This window comes from Streptomyces boninensis (assembly GCF_048572725.1).
Lineage (GTDB): Bacteria > Actinomycetota > Actinomycetes > Streptomycetales > Streptomycetaceae > Streptomyces > Streptomyces boninensis.
Genome location: NZ_CP183837.1, coordinates 1,504,287 through 1,528,520, shown reverse-complemented (window position 1 = coordinate 1,528,520; position 24,234 = coordinate 1,504,287). Strand labels below are relative to the sequence as shown.

Annotated in this window: 17 protein-coding genes and 1 pseudogene; 5 read left to right on the top strand and 13 right to left on the bottom strand. The window is 73.1% G+C overall.

Going from position 1 to position 24,234, the window contains the following annotated elements; all coding sequences use genetic code 11:
• Positions 1 to 42: 42 nt before the first annotated feature.
• Positions 43 to 1,260, bottom strand: coding sequence for an MFS transporter (locus ACNNMR_RS06860; protein ID WP_419993622.1), 1,218 nt, complete (start codon positions 1,258 to 1,260; stop codon positions 43 to 45).
• A gap of 114 nt (positions 1,261 to 1,374) precedes the next feature.
• Here ACNNMR_RS06860 and ACNNMR_RS06855 point away from each other — a divergent pair, with 114 nt between their 5' ends.
• Entirely contained in the window at positions 1,375 to 2,271 is an 897-nt protein-coding gene (locus ACNNMR_RS06855; protein WP_419993621.1) for a LysR family transcriptional regulator, read from the top strand.
• 99 nt (positions 2,272 to 2,370) lie between these two features.
• Positions 2,371 to 2,772 carry a ribonuclease domain-containing protein gene (locus ACNNMR_RS06850; RefSeq protein ID WP_419993620.1) on the top strand — a complete coding sequence of 134 codons (402 nt, stop codon included), beginning with the start codon at positions 2,371 to 2,373 and terminating at the stop codon, positions 2,770 to 2,772.
• Here the strand turns inward: ACNNMR_RS06850 and ACNNMR_RS06845 are convergent.
• The 6 genes from ACNNMR_RS06845 to ACNNMR_RS06820 form a co-directional block, all read right to left on the bottom strand.
• Positions 2,760 to 3,467, bottom strand: coding sequence for a response regulator (locus tag ACNNMR_RS06845; protein ID WP_419993619.1), 708 nt, complete (start codon positions 3,465 to 3,467; stop codon positions 2,760 to 2,762). The genes ACNNMR_RS06850 and ACNNMR_RS06845 overlap by 13 nt on opposite strands.
• Positions 3,464 to 4,639, bottom strand: coding sequence for a sensor histidine kinase (locus ACNNMR_RS06840; protein WP_419993618.1), 1,176 nt, complete (start codon positions 4,637 to 4,639; stop codon positions 3,464 to 3,466). The genes ACNNMR_RS06845 and ACNNMR_RS06840 overlap by 4 nt, the downstream gene beginning before the upstream one ends.
• A 116-nt stretch (positions 4,640 to 4,755) precedes the next feature.
• Positions 4,756 to 7,290 (bottom strand): valine--tRNA ligase, encoded by a 2,535-nt coding sequence (gene valS / locus ACNNMR_RS06835; protein WP_419993617.1) that lies wholly within the window; start codon positions 7,288 to 7,290, stop codon positions 4,756 to 4,758.
• Positions 7,291 to 7,387: 97 nt separating this feature from the next.
• On the bottom strand, positions 7,388 to 8,056 hold the full coding sequence (locus ACNNMR_RS06830; RefSeq protein ID WP_419993616.1) for a carbonic anhydrase: 669 nt from the start codon (positions 8,054 to 8,056) through the stop codon (positions 7,388 to 7,390).
• 81 nt (positions 8,057 to 8,137) lie between these two features.
• A complete protein-coding gene (locus ACNNMR_RS06825; protein WP_419993615.1) occupies positions 8,138 to 8,995 on the bottom strand; it encodes an ABC transporter permease subunit in 858 nt (285 codons plus the stop codon).
• A complete protein-coding gene (locus tag ACNNMR_RS06820) occupies positions 8,992 to 9,900 on the bottom strand; it encodes an ABC transporter ATP-binding protein (RefSeq protein WP_419993614.1) in 909 nt (302 codons plus the stop codon). The genes ACNNMR_RS06825 and ACNNMR_RS06820 overlap by 4 nt, the downstream gene beginning before the upstream one ends.
• A 134-nt stretch (positions 9,901 to 10,034) precedes the next feature.
• Between ACNNMR_RS06820 and ACNNMR_RS06815 the strand changes: the two genes are divergently transcribed.
• Positions 10,035 to 11,279, top strand: a complete 1,245-nt coding sequence (locus ACNNMR_RS06815) for a sensor histidine kinase (protein ID WP_419993613.1) — start codon at positions 10,035 to 10,037, stop codon at positions 11,277 to 11,279.
• Positions 11,276 to 11,995, top strand: a complete 720-nt coding sequence (locus ACNNMR_RS06810; RefSeq protein ID WP_419993612.1) for a response regulator — start codon at positions 11,276 to 11,278, stop codon at positions 11,993 to 11,995. The genes ACNNMR_RS06815 and ACNNMR_RS06810 overlap by 4 nt, the downstream gene beginning before the upstream one ends.
• 43 nt (positions 11,996 to 12,038) lie before the next feature.
• Here the strand turns inward: ACNNMR_RS06810 and ACNNMR_RS06805 are convergent, their stop codons facing one another.
• From ACNNMR_RS06805 to ACNNMR_RS06785, 5 genes and pseudogenes are all read right to left on the bottom strand, one after another.
• Entirely contained in the window at positions 12,039 to 12,710 is a 672-nt protein-coding gene (locus ACNNMR_RS06805) for an enoyl-CoA hydratase-related protein (protein WP_419993611.1), read from the bottom strand.
• 102 nt (positions 12,711 to 12,812) lie between these two features.
• On the bottom strand, positions 12,813 to 14,852 hold the full coding sequence (gene fusA / locus ACNNMR_RS06800; protein ID WP_419993610.1) for an elongation factor G: 2,040 nt from the start codon (positions 14,850 to 14,852) through the stop codon (positions 12,813 to 12,815).
• 255 nt (positions 14,853 to 15,107) lie between these two features.
• The gene (locus ACNNMR_RS06795) at positions 15,108 to 18,035 is read right to left on the bottom strand and encodes a hypothetical protein (protein ID WP_419993609.1); all 2,928 of its coding nucleotides are present in this window, start codon (positions 18,033 to 18,035) and stop codon (positions 15,108 to 15,110) included.
• Between the two features lie 150 nt (positions 18,036 to 18,185).
• A complete protein-coding gene (gene glnA, locus ACNNMR_RS06790) occupies positions 18,186 to 19,601 on the bottom strand; it encodes a type I glutamate--ammonia ligase (protein ID WP_419993608.1) in 1,416 nt (471 codons plus the stop codon).
• Positions 19,602 to 19,708: 107 nt separating this feature from the next.
• Positions 19,709 to 21,211, bottom strand: a pseudogene (locus ACNNMR_RS06785) (alkaline phosphatase D family protein); the annotation flags it as partial.
• A gap of 144 nt (positions 21,212 to 21,355) precedes the next feature.
• Between ACNNMR_RS06785 and ACNNMR_RS06780 the strand changes: the two are divergent.
• On the top strand, positions 21,356 to 23,575 hold the full coding sequence (locus ACNNMR_RS06780; protein WP_419993607.1) for a choice-of-anchor J domain-containing protein: 2,220 nt from the start codon (positions 21,356 to 21,358) through the stop codon (positions 23,573 to 23,575).
• Between the two features lie 70 nt (positions 23,576 to 23,645).
• Here the strand turns inward: ACNNMR_RS06780 and ACNNMR_RS06775 are convergent, their stop codons facing one another.
• Entirely contained in the window at positions 23,646 to 24,218 is a 573-nt protein-coding gene (locus ACNNMR_RS06775; protein ID WP_419993606.1) for a hypothetical protein, read from the bottom strand.
• Positions 24,219 to 24,234: the final 16 nt, after the last annotated feature.

The following is a 24,234-nucleotide window of genomic DNA, read 5'->3' as shown; positions in this document are numbered from 1 at the left end:
CCCGGCGCCGAAAGGCGCATGCGCCGGGGGGTGTGTCGCTGGTCAGCTCAGCCGGCGGCCCGCCGCCCCCAGGACCGCCGCCGCCAGTGCGGCGATCGCGGCGCCGGTCCACAGCGCGGCCGACGGCGCCGCCGCATCGACCATCCCGCCGCCCACCGCCGACCCCGCGGCGATGGCGGCGTTGAACACCGCCACGTAGAGCGCCGATCCGGCCTCCAGGTGCTGGTCCCCATGGAACTGGCCGGAGACGCGCATGTTCCACATCTGCAGCGCCGAGGGCACCGGCCCGTACCCGAGCCCCCACACCAGCAGCACCGCCACCGCGGCGCCCGCGCCCACGGCCACCGCGGGCAGCAGCGCCGCGGCTGCCGCCACCACCGCGAGCGCCCCCGTCGCCGTCCAGCGGAGCGAGCGGGCGGCGAGCGCGGGCATGGCGAAGTTGCCCGCCATTCCGGCGGCCCCGTACGCCAGCAGCAGCGCTGCCGCGGGGCCCTGGCCGAGGCCCGCGGCCTCGCCGAGCGCGGGGGTGACGTAGGTGAAGGCGGCGAAGTGGCCGGTCACGGCCAGGGCGAGGGCGAGAAGCGAGGTGCGCATCGGGCCGTAACGCAGCATCTGCCGCAGCGTGCCGAAGCGCACCGCGCCCGCCGCGGGCAGCGACGGCACCAGCACCGCCACCGCGGCCAGCACCGCCAGCGACAGCGCGGCGAGCGCGATGAAGGCCGACCGCCAGCCGAGGCCCTCGGCCAGCAGCGTGGTCAGCGGCACGCCGAGGACCGCCGCGGCGGCCACCCCGGAGAAGATCACCGCGGTCGCCTTGCCCACCTGGCCGGGCGGCGCCAGCCGCGAGCCAAGGCCCGCGGCCACCGCGAAGAAGCCGCCGAGGGCCAGGCCGACCAGCACCCGGCCGGCCATCAGCACGGCGAAGTCCGGGGCCGCGGCCTGCACGGCGGAGGCCAGGGCGAGCAGGGCTGCCATGGCGAGCAGGGCGGTCTTACGGTTCAGGCGGCCGCCGGCGATCATCAGCAGCGGGGCCGCCACGGCCGCGACGACGCCGGTGGCCGTCATGGCGAGGCCGGCCGTGCCCGCGGAGACCGCCATCGCGTCCGAGACGGGCCGCAGCAGCCCGACGGCCACCAACTCGCTGGTCACCACGGCGAAGGTGCCGACGGCCACCGCTCCGACGGCGGGCCAGGTGCGAGCGGGCCGGAATCCCTGCCGGGCGTCGAGCGGGGACGCGGCAGTGTCGATCATGTCTGTCATACGTCCAGCCTCGAAGCCGCCGTGACCGCGAACAACAGCGATCCGCTCACCCTTCGATGAGCCCCGCGCATCGATGCCAGGAACAAACGCGAGCATGCGCCACTTGCACCAGTTATGGCCCACGACACCACCCCCACCGACCTCCGCGAACTGGAGTGCTTCCTCGCCCTCTGCGAAGAGCTGCACTTCGGCCGCGCCGCCGAGCGGCTCGGGGTCTCGCAGACCCGGGTCAGCCAGCTGCTGCGCGCGCTGGAGGCCCGGATCGGCGGGAAGCTGCTGGAGCGCACCAGCCGGCGGGTGCGGCTCACGGCTCTCGGCGCCCGCTTCGAGGCCGAGCTGCGGCCCGCGGTGGATGCGGTGACCGATGCCGTACGGGGCGCGCAGGCGCGCGCGTCGGGCGTGGGCGGCACGCTTCGTATCGGCTTTGTCGGCAGCGTCAATTCATGGGTGCTCGACGTCGTCGAGGAGTTCCGGGCCGGGCATCCGCAGGCCGAGGTGCGGCTGGTGGAGCTGCCGTACGGGAACCGCCTCGGGCCGGTGCGGGCGGCGGAGGTCGACGCCGCGTTCATGGAGACCGCGGGTCTGGACGATCCGCGGCTGCGGGTCGGGCCCGTGGTGCTGCGCAGCGGGCAGGTGGTGGTGCTCGCCCCGGCGCACCCGCTGGCCGCACGCGCGGCGGTGGGGTCGGCGGAGCTGGCCGGGATGGCCATGGTCACCGCGCCGCCGGTAAGCGCTTCGGCGCACGAGGACGGTACGGCCACCGTGCAGGAGGCGCTGTCCGTGGTGGCCGCGGGCCGGGCCGGGCTGTTGCTGCCGGACAGCTGCCAGGCCTACTGGTCGCGGTCCGACCTGACGGCGGTACGGGTCGTCGACGCCCCGCCCGCGGAGCTGGCGTTGGTCCGGCTGCGGCGCCATGCCCCGCCCGGGCTGCGGGAGTTCGTCGCGCTGCTGGAGCGGCGCCTGGCCCTGGACCCGGCGCAGGCCCCGCAAGTGGCAGATCCCATCAAGTAGGGGGCGGTCAGGTCGACTTGGATCGGTTGATCCCACAAAACTACGCGCGTAAATGTCATGTTCATTGACTCGTAGCCCAGCCGCGCAATGATGCCCCGCATGAAACTCTCCCCCCACATCACCCGAATCGGCGCCGTAGCCGCGCTCTCCTCAGCCCTCTTCCTCGGCGGCGGCACCGCCCTCGTCGCGCAGGCCGACGAGGCCGCCCCCACCGCCGTGGGCGACATCTGCTACTCGGCGCTGCCGGGCGAAGCGCACGACACCCTCGACCTGATCGAGGCCGGCGGCCCGTACCCGTTCCCGCAGGACGGCACCGTCTTCCAGAACCGCGAGGGCGAACTGCCGCAGCAGAGCTCCGGCTACTACCACGAGTACACGGTCATCACCCCGGGCTCCGACGACCGCGGCGCCCGCCGCATCGTCACCGGCGAAGCCAACGAGGAGGACTACTACACCGCCGACCACTACGCGAGCTTCGACCTGGTCGACTACGGCTGCTGACCGGCGGTCACCAGCCCCGTCTCGTACGCCACGATGACCAGTTGGGCCCGGTCGCGCGCCTGGAGCTTGGCGAGCAGGCGGCCGATGTGCGTCTTGACCGTGGCCGGGCTCAGCTGCAGATGGGCGGCGATCTCCTGGTTGGACAGGCCGCGGGCGACGAGCCCGAGGACCTCCAGCTCGCGGTCTGTGACGTCGTCCAGCAGCCGCGCCGGCGGGCGCCCGGGCTCCGGGCGCCGGGCGAACTCCGCGATCAGGCGCCGGGTGATGGACGGAGCCAGCAGCGCCTCACCCGCGGCGATCACCGCGACGGCGTCGAGCACGTGCTGCGGCGGGGTGTCCTTGAGCAGGAAGCCCGCCGCACCCGCGCGCAGGGCGCCGTAGACGTACTCGTCGAGGTCGAACGTCGTCAGCATCAGCACCCGAACGGCCGCCGTCTCCGCGGCCGCGCAGATCCGGCGGGTCGCCTCGATGCCGTCGAGGCCGGGCATGCGGATGTCCATCAGGACGACATCCGGTTGCTCGCGGCGGGCGAGTTCCACGGCCTCCGCGCCGGTGGCGGCCTCGCCGACGGCCGCCAGGCCCGGCGCGTGGTCGACCAGCACGCGGAAGCTGCCGCGCACCATCGCCTGATCGTCGGCGATGAGCACCCGTATCGCATCCGTCGCGGCCTGATCCGTCGTCGCCTGATCCGTCATCGCCCACCCCCCTCCTCGCGCGGCAGCCGCACCGACACCGTGAAGCCGCCCTCGTCGCGCGGCCCCGCCGCGAAGCTGCCGCCGTACATCATGACCCGCTCCCGCATGCCCAGGAGACCGTGTCCGCCGGTGAGTTCACCCGCCGATGCCGGTGCCGGTACGGGGTCCTCTTCGGTACGGCCCTCGTCGGCCACCTCGATACGGACCTCGCCGGCAGTCGCCGCCACCCGCACCGCGCACCGCGTCGGCGCCGCGTGCTTCACGGCGTTCGTCACCGCCTCCTGGACGATCCGGTAGACCGTCAGCTCCTGCCCCTCGGCCAGCCCTTCCGCGTCCTGCACCGCCAGGTCCACGGCCACCCCGGCCGCCTCCGCCTGCGCCGCCAGGTCCTGGAGATCGCCCAGCCCTGGGGCGGGGCCGAGCGGTAGGTCCGCCGGCGTACGCAACACGCCCAGCGTGCGCCGCATCTCGGCGAGCGCCGAGCGGGAGGTCTCCTCGATCACCTTCAGCGCGGACTGCGCCTCCCGCGGATCCGCCTCCGCGACATGCGCCGCGACGCCTGCCTTTACGGCGATCAGGCTGAGGTTGTGCGACACGATGTCGTGCAACTCCCGCGCGATCCGCAGCCGTTCCTCGGCCACCGCCTGCCCGGCGCGCCGCCGCTCCCGCGCCACCACCTCCGCCCGCCGGTTCCGTACGACGCACCCTGCCGCCCCACCGGTGCCCGAGCAGAGCAGCACCAGGAGCGCCACCCCCGCGGCCTCGGCCCAGCCGCCGCTCGGCGTGACCACCGCCTCGGAGAGCAGCACGGACACGCCGGCCACCACCAGGCCCGCAGCCAGCACCGCGACCGCGCGTCGGATGGGTTCGCACAGTCCGACCGCATACGCCGCGGCGGCCGCGGGCAGCCAGACCTCGCGCGTCAGGTCGAGCAGCGAGGCCGCGGTCAGTGCGGCCACGACGAGGCCGAAGGCGGGGACGGGCAGGCGGCGGCGTACGGCCAGCGGCACGCCCGCCGCCACGGCGATGAGCAGGCCGAGCCAGAACGGCCCGTGGAAGGCGGGCTCCCCGAGGCTGTCCGCCTCCCGGACGAAGCCGACATAGACCGCCGTCACCAGGACAGCGACGGCGGCGTCGAGGGCGTAGAGGTGTGCGCCGCGCAGTCGCTTCATTCCGGCCATCCCCCCTCAACTGCCGCCGATCATCCCGCTCCCACCCGCCACCGCGCATCAGCCCCTGGCCCGGACCTGCGCATCGGACCCAGGTATGACCCCGCCCCCGTCGCGGATCACAGCCGCACGTCGACCGCCAGCTCCGTGCCCTCCTGGCGGGCTTGCACCGCCCCGCCCAGGATCCGGCCCGCCGCCCTGACGTCATGCGCGACCTGGCGGAAGCGCTCCAGCGCATCTGCCGGGCCGGTGACGGTCAGCGCCGCGACCTCCGTACGCATCGACGCCTTGGCCTCGGACTTGGCCCGCCGCACCGCGGCGATCACCGCGGCCGCGGTCTCCAGCAGCGCGGGGTCGCCTCCCGCCGCGCCCAGCTCGCCCGGCTCCGGCCACGCCGCCCGGTGCACCGAACCCTCTGCGCGCCAGGACCAGACCTCCTCCGTGGCGAAGGGCAGGAACGGCGCGAACAGCCGCAGCTGCACCGACAGCGCCGTGGCCAGCGCCGCCCGCGCCGAGTCGGCCGCGTCCGGATCCCCGTCCCCGTACGCACGCGCCTTGACCAGCTCGACATAGTCGTCGCAGAAGCGCCAGAAGAACTGCTCGGTCACCTCCAGCGCCCGCGCATAGTCGTACGCCTCGAAGGCCGCCGTCGCCCGCTCGACCGTCTGCGCCAGCGCCGCGAGCAGCGCCCGGTCCAGCGGCTCGGTCGCGGTGGCGCCCGGCGCCGGAGGGCCGAAGGCGAGCACGAAGCGGCTGGCGTTGAGCAGCTTGATGGCCAGCCGCCGGCCGATCTTCATCTGAGCCGGGTCGAAGGTCGCGTCCGTGCCAGGGCGGGCGCTCGCCGCCCAGTAGCGGACCGCGTCCGAGCCGTACTGCTCCAGCAGATGGGCCGGGGTGACGACATTGCCCTTCGACTTCGACATCTTCTTGCGGTCCGGGTCGAGGATCCAGCCGGAGATCGCCGCATGCCGCCAGGGCAGCTGCCCCGACTCCAGGTGCGACCTGACGACGGTCGCGAACAGCCACGTCCGGATGATGTCGTGCCCCTGCGGCCGCATGTCCATCGGGAAGACCCGGCCGTAGAGATCCGGGTCGCCCAGCGCCCCGCCCGCGATCTGCGGGGTGAGAGAGGAGGTGGCCCACGTATCCATGATGTCCGGATCGCCGGCGAAGCCGCCGGGGCGGCCGCGCTGCGCCTCCTCGTAGCCGGGCGGCGGCTCGGCGCTCGGGTCGACGGGCAGCGCGTCCGGGGCCGGGGTGAGGGGGTGGTCGTAGTCCGGCGCGCCGTCGTCGCCGAGCGGATACCAGACGGGGATGGGCACGCCGAAGAACCGCTGCCGGCTGATCAGCCAGTCCCCGGCCAGGCCCGCCACCCAGTTCTCGTAACGGGCCCGCATGTGCGCCGGATGCCAGGTCAGCTCCCGCCCACGCGCCAGCAGCGCCTCCCGCAGGTCGCCGTCCCGGCCGCCGTTGCGCAGATACCACTGCCGCGTCGTGACGATCTCCAGCGGCTTGTCGCCGCGCTCGTAGAACTTGACCGCGTGTGTCACCGGCCGCGGCTCACCGAGGAGTTCGCCGCTCGCCCGCAGCATCTCGACGGTCCGCTCGCGGCCGGTGTGGACCGTGACGCCCGCCAGCTTCCCGTACGCCGCCCGCGCCTCCTCGGACTCAAGACCCGCCGGCGGCTCGGCGCGGAAGCGGCCGTCCCAGCCGAGCACCGGCCGGGTGGCGAGCCGCAGCTCCCGCCACCAGGTGACATCGGTCGTATCGCCGAAGGTGCACACCATCGCGATCCCCGACCCCTTCTCCGGGTCCGCCAGCCAGTGCGCGACGACCGGCACCTCGACGCCGAACAGCGGCGTGCGCGCCGTACGCCCGAAGAGGCCCTGATAGCGGGCGTCGTCCGGGTGTGCGACCAGCGCGACACAGCCGGGCAGCAGCTCGGGGCGGGTGGTGGCGACCGTGATGTCCTCGCCGTCCGGGCCGTGGAAGGCCAGGTCGTGGAAGGCGCCGGGCCGCTCCCGGTCCTCCAGCTCGGCCTGCGCGACCGCCGTACGGAACGTGACGTCCCAGAGCGTGGGCGCCTCGGCGGTGTACGCCTCGCCGCGGGCGAGATTGTCGAGGAACGCGCGCTGGGACGTCGCCCGCGCCCGCCCGTCGATCGTCTGGTACGTCATCGACCAGTCGACGGACAGCCCGAGCCGCCGCCACAGCGACGCGAAGGCCTGCTCGTCCTCGGCGGTGAGCCGCTCGCACAGCTCGATGAAATTGCGCCGGGAGACGGGCAGCTGCTGCTTGCCCGGCTTGGCGGGCGGCTGGAAGTCCGGGTCGTACGGGAGCGAGGGCTCGCAGCGGACGCCGTAGTAGTTCTGGACGCGGCGCTCGGTCGGCAGCCCATTGTCGTCCCACCCCATCGGGTAGAAGACCTCGCGCCCACGCATCCGCTGGTAGCGGGCGACCGCGTCGGTGTGCGTGTAGGAGAAGACGTGGCCTACGTGCAGGGAGCCGCTCACCGTCGGGGGAGGGGTGTCGATCGAGAAGATGTCACCCCGGGCGGCGGTCCGGTCGAAGCGATAGGCTCCGCCGTCCTCCCACGCCCGGGCCCACTTCTCCTCGATGCCGTCGAGGGAGGGCTTGGCCGGTAGGTCCGTCATGGGGTGATGTTAGGAGCGGGGGAGGGATCGACGGAAATCACTTTTGGGTGCGTCGCCGCTGACAGCAACGGGCGGGCGGGAGGGAAACACCACCCACTCAGCGGAGCATCCGCACCCGACCGGTGTCGAGATCAAACCGTCCCGCAGCGACTCGCACGGCCCCACCAAGCCCAGGCTCAGCCACCAGCCGCCGCCGCGCCCGCACCACGCTCTCCCCCACGGCGTTGTCCACCCAGTCCCCGCCCCGCCGCGAGGCGCTCCGCACCGCGGGAGTCAGCGCACGCTGCACGTACGCGAGATGCCCCGGCAGCGGCCGGCCGGAGGCCATGGCCTCCACCACAGACGACACCGCCCCACACCGCTCATGCCCCAGCACCAGCACCAGCGGCACCCGCAACTCCGCCACCCCGAACTGGATGCTCGCCAGCACCGCCTCATCCAGCACGCACCCCGCCGTACGCACGGTGAGCAGATCCCCGAGCCCCTGGTCGAAGACCAGCTCCGGCGGCACCCGGGAGTCGATGCACCCCAGCACGCAGGCGAACGGCTGCTGGGAGACGGCCAGCGCCCGCCGCCGGCCGGGACCGGCGTGCGGGTGGCGGGGATGGTCGGCGGCATAGCGCCGGTTGCCGGCGTCCAGGAGAGCGAGGGCGGCGGAGGCGGTGGCGGCGGCCGGGCGATGTCGGGTGTCGGCCGGGCGATGTCCGGTGTCGGCAGGGCGGGTCGACGGCAGAGCGGCAGCGAGGATGCTTCGGCGAGCTGGCACGTCCCGACCGTAGAACCGCGGCACCGCCCATGACCTGCGATTACGGAGCGCAATCCCCCCGCCGGGGGTGGCCCGGCGCACTCACTGATCGCGGCGGTGCACCGACATCACTCCGACGGCGGTCGCGAGCACGGCCCACACCCCGTACACGGTGAACGCCCCCTCCGGCGTCCAGGGATACGGACCGTGCCGGTTGAACGCCGCCTCCGTCAGCCGCTCCCACGCGGGCATCGGCAGCGCGTGGTTGAGGAGCACCGACCAGTGGTGGTCCTCGCTGAAGAGGAACGGGCACACCAGCAGGACTGTGATGCCCACCACCGCCGCCGCGCCGGGCTGCCGCAGCAGATTGCCGAGGGCCATGCCGACGAGCGCGCAGACCGGCGCCAGCAGCGCAGACCCGACAACCGCCTGCAGCGCCCCCGGATGCCCGAGCCCGACCCCGACGTCCCGCCGATCCAGGATCCCCTGGGTGGCGAAGAACGACACGATCGCCACCACGGCCCCGAAGACCGTCGTGACCGCCGCCAGCACCACCGCCTTCGCCGCCAGCACCGACCGCCGCGCGGGCACCGCCGCGAAGGTGGTACGGATCTGGCCGCTGCTGTACTCGCCGACCGCGGCGAAGACGCCGATGGCGGTGAGGGCGATCGCGAAGATCGTGGCGGCATTGGTGTGGAAGGCCATCTGGACCGGGATGCCGTCGGCGATGTACTTCGCGGGGGACGCGGGCGGCCGCTGGTCCCAGTAATGGATCACGTCGTAGGACTGGCCGATGTTGAAGCCGATCGCGGTGAGCGCGACGAGGAGATAGGCCCACGGCGTGGCACGCAGCGACCAGGTCTTGAGCCACTCGGCGGCGAGCAGGTCGCGGAAGCGGGCGCCGGATGCGGTGGCGGGCGCGGTGGCGGTGGTGCCGTTGGCGACGGCGGCGGTGGTCATCGGTGCTCCTCGGTGGCGTATTCGACGCTGCCTGCGGTCAGTTCCATGAACGCCTCCTCCAAGGAGGCGGTACGGGTGGTCAGTTCGTGCAGCAGGATCTGCTCGCGCATCGCGAGCTCGCTGATCCGCGCGGCCGGGAGACCGGTGACCGCGAGCAGGCCCTCCTCGTCCCGTACCGCCGCGCCCTCGGCCGTGAGCAGCGAGGTCAGCGCGCCCGGGTCAGGCGTGCGGACGGTGACGCTGAGGCGGGTCGCGCGGGCCGCGAAGTCCTTCAGGCCCTCGGCGGCGATCAGCTCACCACGGCCGATCACCACGAGGTCGTCGGCCGTGTGCTCCATCTCCGACATCAGATGGCTGGAGACGAAGACCGTACGGCCCTCGCCCGCCAGCCGCCGGAACAGGCCGCGGACCCACTTCACGCCCTCCGGGTCGAGGCCGTTGAGCGGCTCGTCGAAGAGCAGCACCGGAGGGTCGCCGAGCAGCGCGGCCGCGATGCCGAGGCGCTGCTTCATGCCGAGCGAGTAGCCGCCGATGCGGCGTCCGGCGGCGTCGGCCAGGCCGACCTCGGCCAGGACCTCCGCGACCCGGGTACGGGGGATGCGGTTGCCGCGGGCCAGCGCGGTGAGGTGGGCGCGGGCGGTGCGGCCGCCGTGCACGTCGGCCGCGTCCAGCAGGGCGCCGACGTGGCGCAGGCCGCGCGGGCGGTCGCGGAAGCGGAGGCCGTCGACGGTGACGGCGCCGGCGGTCGGGGTGTGCAGGCCGAGGATCAGCCGCAGGGTGGTCGACTTGCCGGAGCCGTTCGGGCCGAGGAAGCCGGTCACCCGGCCGGGGCGGACCGTAAAGGAGAGCCGGTCGACGGCGAGGGTCTTGCCGTAGCGCTTCGTGAGCTCGTTGGCTTCGATCATGGTGATTACGGTGCCGTGGCGGGCGGGGGCGGCACATCGCACCGGTGGTGACACTTGGCCGCGGGGTGGGGTCGGCCAGGGGTGTACACCCGCGGGCTGATGACCGGGAGCGCGGCCGCCCGTACGATCTCGGCATGTCCGACGGAGTGCCACAACCGCTGCTCAAACGCATCACGCCGGGTGCCTGGGTGGCGCTCGTGTGGGGCGTCGGGCTGCTGCTCACGATGCTGTTCTTCCAGCGGCTGCCGGGGGAGTGGGAGGCGGCCGACTATCCGGCGACGCAGCTCTACCGGTGGGACGGGATCGTCACCCTGGTCCTTGCCACGGCGCTGACCTTCGCGGGCTGCGCGAGGCTCGCCCGCCGCCCGCTGATCGCCCTCACGCTGATGCTGCTCGGGGCGGCGCTGGCGCCGTCGGCGCTGGGGGTGGGGGAGCTGCCGCTGCTGCAGTTCCTCGCGGTCGACCTCGCCGTCTACTTCGTCGCGGCCGCGTGGCCGCGCCGTACCGGCATCACGGCGGCCGCGATGGCCGTCGGCACCCTGGCCGCTTACGTGGGCACCCGGGCGGCCTTCGGCTTCAGCATCGGCCTGTCCACCGAGCTCAGCGTCGCCCTCACCACCGTCGTCGCCTGGCTGATCGGCAACTCCGCGCACCAGGCCGCCGCGCACGCCGCGCAGCTGCGCGCCCAGGCCGCCACGCAGGCCGTCACCGACGAACGGCTGCGCATCGCGCGCGAGCTGCACGACGTCGTCGCGCACACTCTCGGCATCGTCGCGCTGCAGTCCGGCGCCGCCCGCCGCGTCATCGACACCCAGCCGGTACGGGCCCGCGAGGCGCTCGCCGAGGTCGAGAACGCCAGCCGGGAGACCCTGGCCGGACTGCGGCACATGCTCGGCGCGCTCCGGGAGGCGGCGGAGCCGGACCGGTCCGCGCCGATCCACGACGCCCCCGGCCTCGCCGACCTCGACGACCTCGCGGCGGCGACCACGGCGGCGGGCGTGCGGGTGGCGGTGGCCTGGCGGGGCGAACGCCGGCCGCTGCCGCCGGAGATCGACCTGGCGGCGTACCGGATCGCGCAGGAGTCGGTGACGAATGTGGTGCGGCATGCCGGGATACGGGTGTGCGGGGTGACGGTCACGTACGGGGCCGAGGAGCTGATGGTGGAGGTCGTGGACGAGGGGAGTGGGATGAGCGGCAACGGCGCCAAGGGCGGCGCGGGTGCGGGATACGGCCTCGTCGGCATGCGCGAGCGAGTCGCGCTGCTGGACGGGGACTTCGAGGCGGGGCCGCGGCCCGAGGGCGGGTTCCAGGTGTCGGTGCGGCTGCCGCTGCCGGCCCCTGCGGGCGACCGCTTCGCTGACGCGGCGGTGGCGCGATGACGGATACGGCCCCCGCCGCTCCACTCCGCGTCGTGCTCGTGGATGACCAGCCCCTGGTCCGTACGGCCCTGCAGATGGTCATCGCCGACGCGGCCGATCTGGAGGTGGTCGGCGAGGCGGGCGACGGCGCCGAGGCCATCCGGCTCGCCGAGGCGCTGAATCCCGACGTCGTCGTCATGGACATCCGGATGCCGGGGACCGACGGCATCGAGGCGACCGGCCGCATCACCGAGGGGCCCTCAACGGCCCATGTCATCGTCCTGACGACCTTCGACGATGACGACTATGTCTACGCCGCGCTCCGGGCCGGCGCGGCCGGCTTCCTGGTCAAGGACATGGGGCTGGACGACATCCTCTCGGCGGTACGGGTCGTCGCCGCCGGCGACGGGCTGATCGCGCCGGGGGTCACCCGCCGCCTGATCGCGGAGTTCGCGGCGCGGCCGGCGGGCAGGGGAGACGGGGCGGCGGCCGCGGCCGCGCCCGCCTCCGCCGCGACGGACCGCAGGCTGGCGGCCATCACCGACCGTGAGTGCGAGGTCCTCGAACTCATCGGCTCCGGCCTGACCAACGCCGAGATCGCCGAGCGCCTGAGCATCAGCATCGCCACGGCCAAGACCTACGTCACCCGCCTCCTCGCCAAGCTGGACGCCCGCGACCGCGTCCAGCTGGTGATCCTCGCGTACGAGGCGGGGCTGGTGGCGGTCGGAGACGGGTGACTCACGCACCCGCCGGCCGACCCCACCGACTCACCCCACCGACTCACCCCAGCGCGACCTCCTTGTCGCGGAGCGACTCCAGCACCGGCCCGTACATCCCGGCCTTGATCGCCGCGATATTCGGCCCCGCCTTCGCCACCTGCGCCGCGGCCAGCTCGATCGCGGCGCTCCGCACCTCACCCTCCGCCGCCGTACGGTCGACGATGCCCGCGGCCAGCGAGTCGTGCCCGCCGAAGCGGTGGGCGGTGACCATCGCCCGGTGCGCGGTCTCCGGCCGCAGCCGGGCCCGGATGAGCGCGGCCATGCCGGGGGCGAAGGGCAGCCCGATGTCCGCCTCGTTGAGGCACCAGAAGCCGCGGTCGGCGCGCATCACCCGCAGGTCGAGGGAGAGCGACAGCATGGCTCCGGCGGCGAAGGTGTGCCCCTGCAGCGCGCCCACGGTGATCAGCGGCAGCTCCAGCAGCCGCGCGAACAGCTGCTGCACATCAGCGAGATACGACCCCATCTCCTCGGGGTGGGCGCCGAGCCACTCCAGGTCCAGCCCGTTGGAGAAGAACTTCCCGCTCGCCCCCACGACCAGCGCCTTGGGCCCTTCCGCCTGCTCGACCTCGTCCAGGCGGGCGTGCACGGACGCGATCCAGTCGGGGTGAAAGCGGTTCTCGGTGTCCCCGATGTCCAGAACGAAGACGTCGTCGTGTCGGTCGAGCGCGGGCATGCCCTCACCTGCTTACCGGTCGGTAACTAGCCTGACGACGGGAATGCTACCTAACGGCCCCGCCCCCAAGGAGGGGACGGGGCCATCGCCACTCAGCTGCGGCTACGGCACCAACACCCCAGCCGGCACCCGCGCATACCCGGCCGGCCGCGTCGCAAAGGTCCCGCGACCCTGCGTGCGCCCTCGCAGCCGCGACGCGTACCCGAACAGCTCCGCCAACGGCACCGTCGCCGTCAACACCGCCGTCCCGCCACGCGACTCGGACCCGGTGACCTGCCCCCGCCGCGCAGCGAGATCACCGAGCACGCTGCCCAGCGCTTCCTCCGGCACCGTCGCCGTCAGCTCGACCACCGGCTCCAGCAGCGCAAGCCGCGCCTCGCGCAGCGCGGCCCGCAGCCCCAGCCGGCCCGCCGTCCGGAACGCCGTCTCCGACGAGTCCTTCACATGCGTCGACCCGTCGGTGAGCGTCACCCGCAGCCCGGTCACCTGATGGCCGCCGAGCGGCCCGTCGGCGAGCGCGTCCCGGCACCCGGCGGCCACCGCCCGTACGAACTCCTGCGGCACCCGGCCACCGGTCACCGTCGACCGGAACTCGAACCCGTCCTCCGGCCCGAGCCCCTCCACATCGAGGACCACATGCGCGAACTGCCCGGCCCCGCCGTCCTGTTTGACGTGCCGGTACGTGACCCCGGACACCCCGCGCACCACAGTCTCGCGGTAGCTCACCCGCGGCCGGCCGACCGCGGCGTCCAGGCCCTGTCCGCGGCGGATCTTCTCCAGCGCCACCTCCAGGTGCAGTTCGCCCATGCCGGACAGCAGGGTCTGGCCCGTCTCCGGGTCGGTCCGTACCACCAGCGAGGGATCCTCCTCGGCCAGCCGCGCCAGCGCCGTGGCCAGCCGGTCGGCGTCCAGGCTGGTGCTGGCCTCGACGGCGACCGAGACCACCGGCTCGGCCACGACGGGCGGTTCGAGCAGCAGCGGCTGTGCGGGCGCGCACAGCGTCGCGCCCGCGCGCGCCGCCTTCACCCCCGCGACCGCGATGATGTCGCCGGCCACGGCGGTGCCGGTCTCGGCGTGCCGGTCGGCCTGGACCCGCACGATGCGGCCGATGCGTTCGTTACGGCCCGCGCCGACGTCGCGCACCATGTCTCCCTTCTGCAGCGTGCCGGCGTAGATACGCAGGTACGTAAGCCGGCCCCTGGCGGTCGAGCTGACCTTGAACACCAGAGCGGCGAACGGCGCCTGTGGGTCGGCCGGGCGTTCCGTCTCCGTGCCGTCGGGCGCTTCCCCGCGGACGGGGGGCACGTCCAACGGCGACGGCAGATACGCCACCACGGCTTCGAGCAGCGGCTCGATGCCGCGGTTGCGGTACGCGGAGCCGCACAGCACGACCACGGCCTCGCCGGCCAGCGTCAGGTCGCGGAGCGCCGAGGCCAGGGTCGCCGCCGTGACCTCGGAGTGCGCGTAGTACTCCTCCAGCGCGGCCGGATGCAGCTCCGCAACCGCCTCCTCCAGCAGTCGGCGGCGGCGCCGGGCTTCGTCGAGCAGCCCGTCAGGCACCGGGCCTTCCGTCGGCCCCGCGCCCGTACCGTCCCAGACCAGCGCCCGCATCCGGAGCAGGTCGATCACGCCCGTAAAGCCGGACTCCCGGCCGATTGGCAGCTGCACCGTCAGCGGCACCGCGCCTAGGCGGCCGCGGATCGACTCCACCGCCGCGTCCAGGTCGGCGCCCGCCCGGTCGAGCTTGTTGACGAAGGCGATCCGCGGCACGCCGTGCCGGTCCGCCTGCCGCCACACGCTCTCGCTCTGCGGCTCGACGCCCGCGACGGCGTCGAAGACCGCCACCGCGCCGTCGAGCACCCGGAGCGAACGCTCCACCTCGTCGGCGAAGTCGACGTGTCCCGGAGTATCGATGAGATTGATCCGGTGGCCGTTGACATCGCAGCTCACCGCCGCGGCGAAGATGGTGATGCCGCGGTCGCGCTCCTGCGGGTCGAAGTCGGTGACGGTGGTGCCGTCGTGGACCTCGCCGCGCTTGTGGGTGGCGCCGGTGAGGTAGAGGACGCGCTCGGTGAGGGTGGTCTTGCCGGCGTCTACGTGGGCGAGGATGCCGAGGTTGCGGATGTTTCGGATGGTGCGCACGGCTCAAGGCCTTTCAAGGGTGAAATGGGCACAGGGCAGCGCGATATGCCGGAGGTGTGCGGAGTTACTTCACATCGCCGAACGCGATGACGGGCGCGCAGCCGTCACCGGGCGGCGGAAGAGATCAGGACCACGTCGTACCGCGAAGGTGACGGCATGAAGGTGCGGGTGCGCACGGCCGGTCTCCCCTCGTCTCGTCGGTGGTTGCTGATCGACCGCGAGTGTAGGCACGCGGGACCTGAGCCCGCACCGGATTTATCCCCCGCTACGGTGCGCCCGCGCCCACAGCGCCTGCCAGCCGCCGCCCGCCACCCAGGCGGCGGGCACGCGCAGGCCGTCGGCGGCGATGTACTCCCAGAAGGCCTCGGTGTCCGCGCCCAGTTCGGCCGCGTCCGGCAGCGCGCGCTGCCAAGGCCCCTTCTCGTCGGCGAGGTCCGACGCCGGAAAGCCGGGGACGGTGACGGCGCGCGGCTCCGTGATGCGGATGTCGTCGGGGCGGGGTGCGCGGCAGGTGGCGGCGAGGGTGAGGGCGCAGAGCAGCGGCTCGCTCGTGCGGCGGCGGATGCCGTGCGCGATGGCCGGGCCGGCCGTGGCGGAAAGGCGGCCGATGGCGGCGCGGAGGCGGAGCGCGATGAGGTTCATGGCGTACGCGGGGGCCAGCTCCTCGCGCCGGACGAGCCTGCGAAGGGCGCGGGGGAGGGGGGCCGGGTTGGTGAGGAGGGCGAGCTGGGCGAAGCGGTCGTGCAGGGCGGGGTCGAGGCCGTCGAGGGCGGTGGTGAGGGGGCGGGCGGCGGAGGCGCGCCAGAGGGCGAGCAGGTCGATGGTGCCGTCGGCGAGGGCGGTGCGGGCGGCGGTGGTCAGGTCGCCGGTGCGGCGGAGGCGGGTGAGGGTGGGGGTAATGTCGCGCGCGGCTGCTTGGTCGCGGTGCGGGTGGAGAGGGCGGGTGCGGTCCGCTGTGCCCGCCCGTTCCGCCCCGGCGGAACGCACGCCCACAGCTTGCGGGTGGGCACGATCGCCCGCGGCTCGGGCGGCTTGTCCGCCCGCAGTGGCGTCGGCGAGCGCCGTCACCACCGTCACGACCTCCGCCGTCACCCGCTCCTCCCACGCCCGCGCCGCGAGCGGCACCAGCTCCGGTGCCACCGTCTCCAGCACCCGCGGCGCCGGTCGGCGGCCGGTCGGGCGGGGTGGCGCCGTCTCGTCGGCGGCCGGGCCGGGGTCGGTCGCGGCGGCGGGAGCCGGGATCGTACGGAGCCACTTCTCGAAGGCCGCCGCCAGCTCCGGGTCCGGGTCCTCGTTGAAGCGGCCGCGGATCTCCTCCACCGCCCAGCCGCGGGCGGCCGGACGGGCCGGGACGAGGGCGATGTTGGCGAGGATGCGGCCGTTCTCCGCATGCAGTGCGGCGAGGGTGGTGCGGCCCTTGACCGCCTCCTCCGGGTACGGCCAGCCGGAGATGCAGTTGCCCATGTAGTCGGCCCACTCGGCGAGGGTCCTGGCGTTGTACGCGACCCGGAACTGGGCGCGGGTGCCGGGGACGACGGTGCGGTCCGCCTCGGCGAGCGGCGCCGGGACCCGGAACTCGGCGCTCAGCGCCTCGTTCACGTCCACCCCAGCCCGCAGCGCGGTCATGAGGCCCTGCCAGGTCTTCATGCCCTTGCCGGGCTTGCCGCCGAGCGCGGCGAGCTGGGCCGCGACGGATGCGGCGTGGGCGACGGAGTCGAGGCGCGGGGCGAGTGGCTCCGGTTCGGGGGCGGGCGGGTCGTACCGCAGCGGGAGGATGCCGGGGGCCCAGCCGCCGACGGCGGCCGGGTGGCCGTACAACTGGGCGAGGTCGTCGTGGAGCTCGGCCAGCCAGAGTAGGTCGCCGGTGACTTCGACGTCCGCGGCTGAGGCTTCCGGCCGCTCACCCGACGCCGCCTCCGGCCGGTCGGCGCGCAGTCGCGCCGCGAGCGGCTCCTCCTCGCCGAGCAGGCTGCGGATGCGCGGCGGCACGCCGTCCCACTCCTGCGGCGGGCGGGCCGCCGTATAGCCGGCTGTCGCCCGCCAGGAGGCCATGGGACCGGCGGCCCACCGGTGCAGGATCTCCTGCGGCAGCTGTTCGGGGCCTTCCAGGGTGATCTCGAGGTCCTCGATGACGGCGAGCGCGTAGTCGCGGCCATGCGCCAGCCGCGGCCTGACGTGCCCTTCAAGCCCGGCGGGGGAATCCCAGGCCTTGCGCAGCCGCCGGAGAATCTCCCGTACGTGATTGCCGGGCCGGGCCGGCAGCCCGGTCAGCCCCGGCACGTGCTTGGCCGACCCGGCCGCCTCGGCGTCGGTCATCGTGGCGGCGGCCGCGGCCAGCAGCGGCTCGACGCGCGCCAGGCCCTCCGGCAGCCCGTGGTCGGCGACCGCGACGGCCGTACGCAGCAGGGCGGTGGCGGCGAAGGCGTCGTGGAGCAGACGGTTCAGCTGGTGACCCCACAGCGCGGCCGGCGAGGTCCAGCGGGCGGCCGTCGCCAGCGACGGCTCGCGCCCGTGGAAGGCCCACCGCAGCTGCGACTCCAGGATCTCGTCCTCCCGCCGCGTCCGCCGCTCGCGCAGGTCGTGCAGCCGGTCCTGCTTTCCCTGCGAGGCCAGCAGCCGTCTGCGACGGGCCGCTTCGGCGTCGTGGTCGAGCACCCGGTCCCACAGGTCGAGTACGGGGCCGAGCCGCTGCCGCGCCGGTACGGGCTCGAGCGCCGTCCGCAGATCGGCGGCGAGCGCCGACGGCAGCCCGCCCCGCACCGGATCGACACCGGCGGGTGCCCGCAGCCCGAGCACCTGCTCCAGCTGCTCGGGCCCGAGCACGTCACTGGCCGCCGCGGCCAGCCGCAGCGCAGGCCAGTGCCCCTCGGTCAGCGCCACATGGGCGGCAGCGCCAACCCGCTTCGTGGCCGCGGGCCCGAACAGCGCCACCAGCACCGCCCCCCGCTCACCCAGCCGCCCGTCCCCATCAGGCCCGAGCGCCCGCAGCGCACCCAGCACGGCGTCCCGCTGGTCCCCCCGCCCGCCCTCGAGCCGCGCAGACCGGAACCCATCCCCGAGATCCACCCCGGCCGCCGCCGCAACCACGCCCCCCGCGGCGACCAGCCGCCCAAGCTCCACCACGGCCCGCCGGGCCCGCACGTCATCGGCACCGTCGGGGCCCAGCGCGACCGCGGCCCCCACGGGTGCGTCCCCCTGCTGGAAAACCCGGACAGCCCCACCCGGCCGCAACAGCCAGGCCCCCTGCCCCGACGCCACCAACCCACCCGCAAGCCGCAATCTCATTCCGGCCATGGTGACGCAAGGGGCTTGGGCGTGCCAATGGAGTTTTTGTCAGACGTCGAAGTACAGCTCGAACTCGTGTGGATGCGGGCGGAGCTGCAGCGGGGCGATCTCGTTGGTGCGTTTGAAGTCGATCCAGGTCTCGATCAGGTCGGCCGTGAAGACGCCGCCCTGGAGCAGGAATTCGTGGTCGGCCTCCAGGGCGTCCAGGACCGCGGGCAGGGAGGTCGGGACCTGGGGGACGCCGGCGTGTTCGTCCGGGGCCAGTTCGTAGAGGTCCTTGTCCACTGGTTCGGCCGGCTCTGTCTTGTTGCGGATGCCGTCCAGGCCTGCCAGGAGCATGGCCGAGAAGGCGAGGTACGGGTTGCAGCTCGGGTCCGGGGCGCGGAATTCCAGGCGCTTGGCGCGTGGGCTCGGGCCCGTGATGGGGATGCGGATTGCCGCGGAGCGGTTGCGTTGGGAGTAGACGAGGTTGACCGGGGCTTCGAAGCCGGGGACGAGGCGGTGGTAGGAGTTGACCGTTGGGTTGGTGAAGGCGAGCAGGGCGGGGGCGTGGCGGAGGAGGCCGCCGATGTAGTGGCGGGCGAGGTCGGAGAGGCCGGCGTAGCCCTGCTGGTCGTAGAAGAGGGGCTCTGAGGCGCGCCACAGGGACTGGTGGGTGTGCATGCCGGAGCCGTTGTCGCCGAAGATCGGCTTGGGCATGAAGGTGGCTGTTTTGCCGTGCTGCCAGGCTGTGTTCTTGACGATGTACTTGTAGAGCATCAGGTCGTCGGCGGCGTGCAGCAGCGTGTTGAACTTGTAGTTGATCTCGGCCTGGCCCGCCGTGCCCACCTCGTGGTGCTGCTTCTCGACCAGGATGCCGCTCTCGATCAGGGTGAGGGTCATCTGCGCGCGCAGGTCGGCGAAGTGGTCGACCGGGGGTGCCGGGAAATAGCCGCCCTTGTAGCGGACCTTGTAGCCGCGGTTGCCGCCGTCCTCGATGGCGCCCGTATTCCAGGCGCCCGCCTCCGAGTCGACCTCGTACACCGCCCGGTTGGCGGTGGTCTCGAAGCGGGCGCTGTCGAAGACGTAGAACTCCGCCTCCGGGCCGAAATACGCGGCGTCCGCGATGCCCGTCGAGGACAGGTACGTCTCGGCCTTCTTCGCCACATTCCGCGGGTCGCGGCTGTACTGCTCGCCGGTGATCGGATCGTGGATGAAGAAGTTGACGTTGAGCGTCGTGTCCTTGCGGAACGGGTCGAGCCGGGCCGTCGCCAGGTCGGCGCGGAGCGCCATGTCGGACTCGTGGATGGCCTGGAAGCCGCGGATCGACGAGCCGTCGAACATCAGCTGTTCCTCGGGGTCGAAGGCCTCCACCGGCACGGTGAAGTGCTGCATGATCCCCGGGAGATCGCAGAAGCGGACGTCCACGAACTTCACGTCCTGGTCCCGGATGAATCCCCTGGCCTCGTCGGCGTTCTGGAACATCTGGCCCCCTGCCGGAATGGGATGAGGAGGAATGGGGCGGAGCGGTGCGGCGCCTTTGCCTGAGCCGAGTGAAGTCCTCCGTACCGGAAGGGTCAACCCCCGGCCAGTTACGGCACGGGGCGCAGGCCCGGGCGGCCCGCCTCGACCGCGTACGACGCCGCCGTGGTGACCGGGGCGCCCGGGGTGGTGACGTACGGGACGGTGCGGAAGTCGGCGCGGGCCTGCTGCTCGTCCAGCTCCAGGATGACGTAGCCGCGGCGGCCGCTGTAGAAGTGCAGGTGGGGGTTGGCCGCCAGCATCGCGTCCCAGTTGGCGAGCCGGTCGGCGCCGTCGCGCTCGCTGGAGATCGAGGAGGCGACGAACTCGGCGCCCACGACCGGCGATGCGGGGTCGCCGAAGTCGCGCTTGATGTCCAGGGCGCAGTGCACGTGCACGTCGGCGCTGAGCACGACGAGGTTGGCCACCCCGGCCGCCTCGGCACCGGCCAGCAGCCGTTCGCGGGCGGCCGGATAGCCGTCCCAGGAGTCCATGTTGAGCAGATACGCGGCGGTGTCGCGGTCGCGCCGCTGCCCGAAGACGACCGGCTGGGGGACGACGCTCCACAGCGCGTCCGAGGCGCCCCAGCCGTCCAGCAGCCACTGCTCCTGCGCCGCGCCGGTCATGGTGCGCGAGGGCTCCTCCAGCGCCGGGCCCGGCCGCCGCCAGCCGTCGCCGTACGCCTGGTCGGAGCGGTACTGGCGGGTGTCGAGGATGTCGAGCCTGGCCAGCGTCCCGTACCGCAGGCGGCGGTAGAGCTGCGCGTCGGGCCCGGCCGGGCGGTGCTGCTCGCGCAGCGGCATGTTCTCCCAGAAGGCGCGATACGCGGCGGCGCGGCGGGGCAGGAACGCCTCCGGCGGGCTGCCGGTCTGGTCGTACGCGCCCGCGTAGTTGTTCTCGACCTCGTGGTCGTCCCAGGTGACGATGAACGGGTGCGCGGCGTGCGCGGCCTGCAGATCCGGGTCGGACTTGTACAGCGCGTAGCGCAGCCGGTAGTCGCCCAGCGTCATCGCCTCGCGGTTGAAGACGGCGGGCAGCACGCGGTCGGTGTAATTGCGGTCGCCGCCCTTGGCGTTGACGGCGTACTCGTACACGTAGTCGCCGAGGTGGATGACGGCGTCCAGGTCCTCGGCCGCGAGGTGCCGGTAGGCGGTGAAGTAGCCGTGGTAGTACGCCTGGCAGGAAGCGAGGCCGAAACGAAGCCTTGACGGGCGGGCGTCCGGGGGAGGGGCGGTGCGGGTGCGGCCGGGCGGGCTGGTCCACTCGCCCGTGTGGAACCGATACCAGTAACTGCGACCCGCCTCAAGGCCGTCCACCGCCACGTGCAGCGTGTGATTGTCCTCGGGGAGGGCCGCTGCCTCGCCTTGGGCGACGACGGTCTGGAAGCCCTCGTCAGCGGCGAGCTCCCAGGTCACGGGGACGGCCTCCGGCGGCAGCCCGCCCCCGACCTGATACGGCTCCGGCGCCAGCCGGGTCCACAGCACCACACCGTCGGGCAAGGGGTCGCCGGAGGCGACGCCGAGCGTGAACGGGTCGGTCGTCATAGGAGCAGTGCACGAGACGGCCGCGGCCGGGCACCAGACGCGTTCCCGTCATCTTCGGCGGGGACAGGGAGCCGCAAGAGCCCGCATGGTTCGGCCACTTGCGTCGGAGTGCGCCTGGGGCTAGGTAACACATGCGCGCCCGGCAGGGGGCCGGCTCCGCGCGGGGAGGGACCCATGGCAATTCGCCGTGCCTTCGTGGCAGTCACCACCGCACTTTTCTTACCGCTCCTAGGCCTCACCGCCATCCCGGCAACCGGCGCACCACAGCCGGAACCCAAGCCGAAACCGGGACCGGCCAGTGACGTCCGGGAGCTGACCGGCAAGGACTTCAAGAACCTGAAGCTCGACGGCAAGCCGGTCAAGGTGCCGTCGAAGTACCAGGGCGAGAACGACGCGAGCCCGAAGCAGGCCGGAGAGACGCCGCCGGTCGGCACCGTACGGCAGTGGCTCGGCCTGGACGACTTCCAGGGGCGGCTCTACCGCAAGGACTACACGCTGCTGGCCGTCGGGGAGAAGATCGAGGTCTGGGTCGCCAACGACACCGCGTTCCCGGCGGGCGACTGCCGTACCCAGATCCCGGACTCGACCAAGGTCACCCAGGCGCAGGCGGAATACCTGGCCGACCAGTTCGACACCACGATGTTCCCGAAGGAGACGGCCGCCTTCAGCACGCCGCCGGACCGCGACGGCAGCAAGTCGACGCTCCCGCCGGACGCGAACGGCAACGGCGGCGTCTACACCGGCGCCGGCGACCGTACGGTGACGCTGGTCGACAACGTACGGGACGACAACTTCTACACCTTCCCGGAGGCGCCGACGTACACGGCCGGCTTCTTCTCGGCGCAGTTCAACGAGCTCTTCGACCGCAATGTGATGACCATCGACGCGTTCGACTGGCTGCACCGCACCGGCGCCGACCCGGCCGACGAGCCGACGGGCGACCTGTGCACCAGCCGGCCGGCCCGGCCGCTGCTGTACGAGGGCGTCTTCGCGCACGAGTGGCAGCACCTGCTGCAGTACTACACCGACCCGGGCGAGACGACCTGGATGAACGAGGGGCTCTCCGACCTCGCCCAGACCCTGGTCGGTTACGTCGACGGCACCCGGACCGTCTTCGACCGCGGCGGCGACAGCCATCTCTTCTGCTTCCAGGGCTTCGGCACCGTACAGACGCCGACCAACCCGAACCCGCGGGACTGCGGCGGCCCGGAGAACTCGCTGAACCTATGGGGCGAGGGCACTCCGAACAAACTCCTGGCGGACTACGGCAACGCCTACTCGCTGATGCTCTACCTGTACGACCACTACGGCACCGACCTGATCACCCGCCTGCACCGCGACGGCGCCCTGCACGGCCTGCCCAGCCTGGAGGCCGCGCTGAAGGCGGAGGGCGCGAAGGACCTCTACCGGGTGCTGCACGACTTCCAGACCTCGACGCTGGTCGACAAGTCCATCGGCGAGCGCCGGGGCATCTTCCTGGGCCGCCCGAAGTCCGCGGTGACCACGCCGAGCCTGCGCGCGACGGTCAACTTCGCGAATCCGGACGTGAACGACGATCCGGGGGCGGCGCCGAACGGCGCGGATTATGTGGCGCTGCAGAAGTCGGGCGGCACGCTGCTGAAGGGCCGCGACCTGCGCTCGTTGTCCTTCAAGGGCGCCACGACGCTGCCACCGCTGCCGCTGAAGTGGACCGTGGTGCCGAATGATCCCGACCGGCCGGGCAACCCGGTGCTGTGGTCGGGGAACGCCAGCAACCTCGACTCGGCGGCAGTCACCCCGGTCGCGGTGCCGACGGCGGACCCGACGCTTCGCTTCACGGCGAAGTACGGCGCCGAGACCGGCTTCGACTACGGCTACGTCGTGGTGTCCACCGACGGCGGATCGACGTACACGGCCGTCCCCGGCAACAAGACGGTGGCCGGCCCGCTCGGCCCGGCGGTGAACGGCACGACGACGGGCTTCGAGGCGCACTCGTACGACCTGTCGGCGTACGCGGGCGAGAACATCCTGCTCGGCTTCCGCTACGTCAGCGACGGCGGCGTCAACGAGGGCGGCTGGCTGATCGACGACATCACGGTCGGCGCGACCCAGGTGAGCGACGGCAGCAGCGTGGAGCCGTTCGACTCCCCGACGGAGATCAAGCCGACGACGGTGCACAACTGGAACCTGCGCCTGATCGGCCTGGACGAAAAGCACAAGATCGCGGCACAGGCGGAATACAACGGCAAGAACAGCTTCACCCTCAGCCGCGCCGCACTGGCCCGCTTCAGCCTGTTCCCGAAGGTGGTCGCGATCGTCGCGTACGACGAACCGACGGAGCAGGTCCAGCAGTACGCGGCGTACACGCTGACGGTGAATGGAGTTACTCAGCCGGGAGGAGGCGGGGGAGCCTGATCGCGTAATGGCGCCGGCCGGCTGAGCGCCGGCCGGCGCCATCGGGCGGCTCTTCCTGGTGTGGTGCCGGTCAGTCGATGATCGCCAGGATGATCGCTCCGATGCCCAGTGGTACGTCCAGCAGGATGCAGAACTCGGCGAGGGACCGGGGGACCACCTGCTTGCGCCGGTAGTGGATGACGTCCCACACGGCGTGGGTGGCCAAGGCGATTCCGGCCAAGGCGAGGCCGAGGCGGGGGGCCGTGTACAGCCCGGCTACGGCGAGGCCGCCGAAGCCGGCCAGGGCGATGGTCTGGGCGGTCAGCGGCGGACGCGGGACGTTGCCGCTGAGCCCGATGGCGATGAGTGCGACCGCGGCGATGCCGAGTCCCGCCCACCAGGCAAGACCGGCCAGCTCGCTGGCGACCACGACCAGGCTGCCGCCGACGATCCCCGCCCACGCGACCCACGGTCTGCCGAGCGCGGCGGCGGCGAGATAGCAGACGGCGGCCACGGAGATGGTGGTCGCGACGCCCTCGCGCGCCGCGCCGGTGACCAGGGACTGCGCGGCAGCCGCCAGCCCGAGCGCGCTCGGCCAGCGGTGCGCTAGGGCGCGCCAGCCGGGCGTACGGCGTTGTGACTCGTCTACGTCTGGGGTGCTCATGGCCGCCCAGATTGCT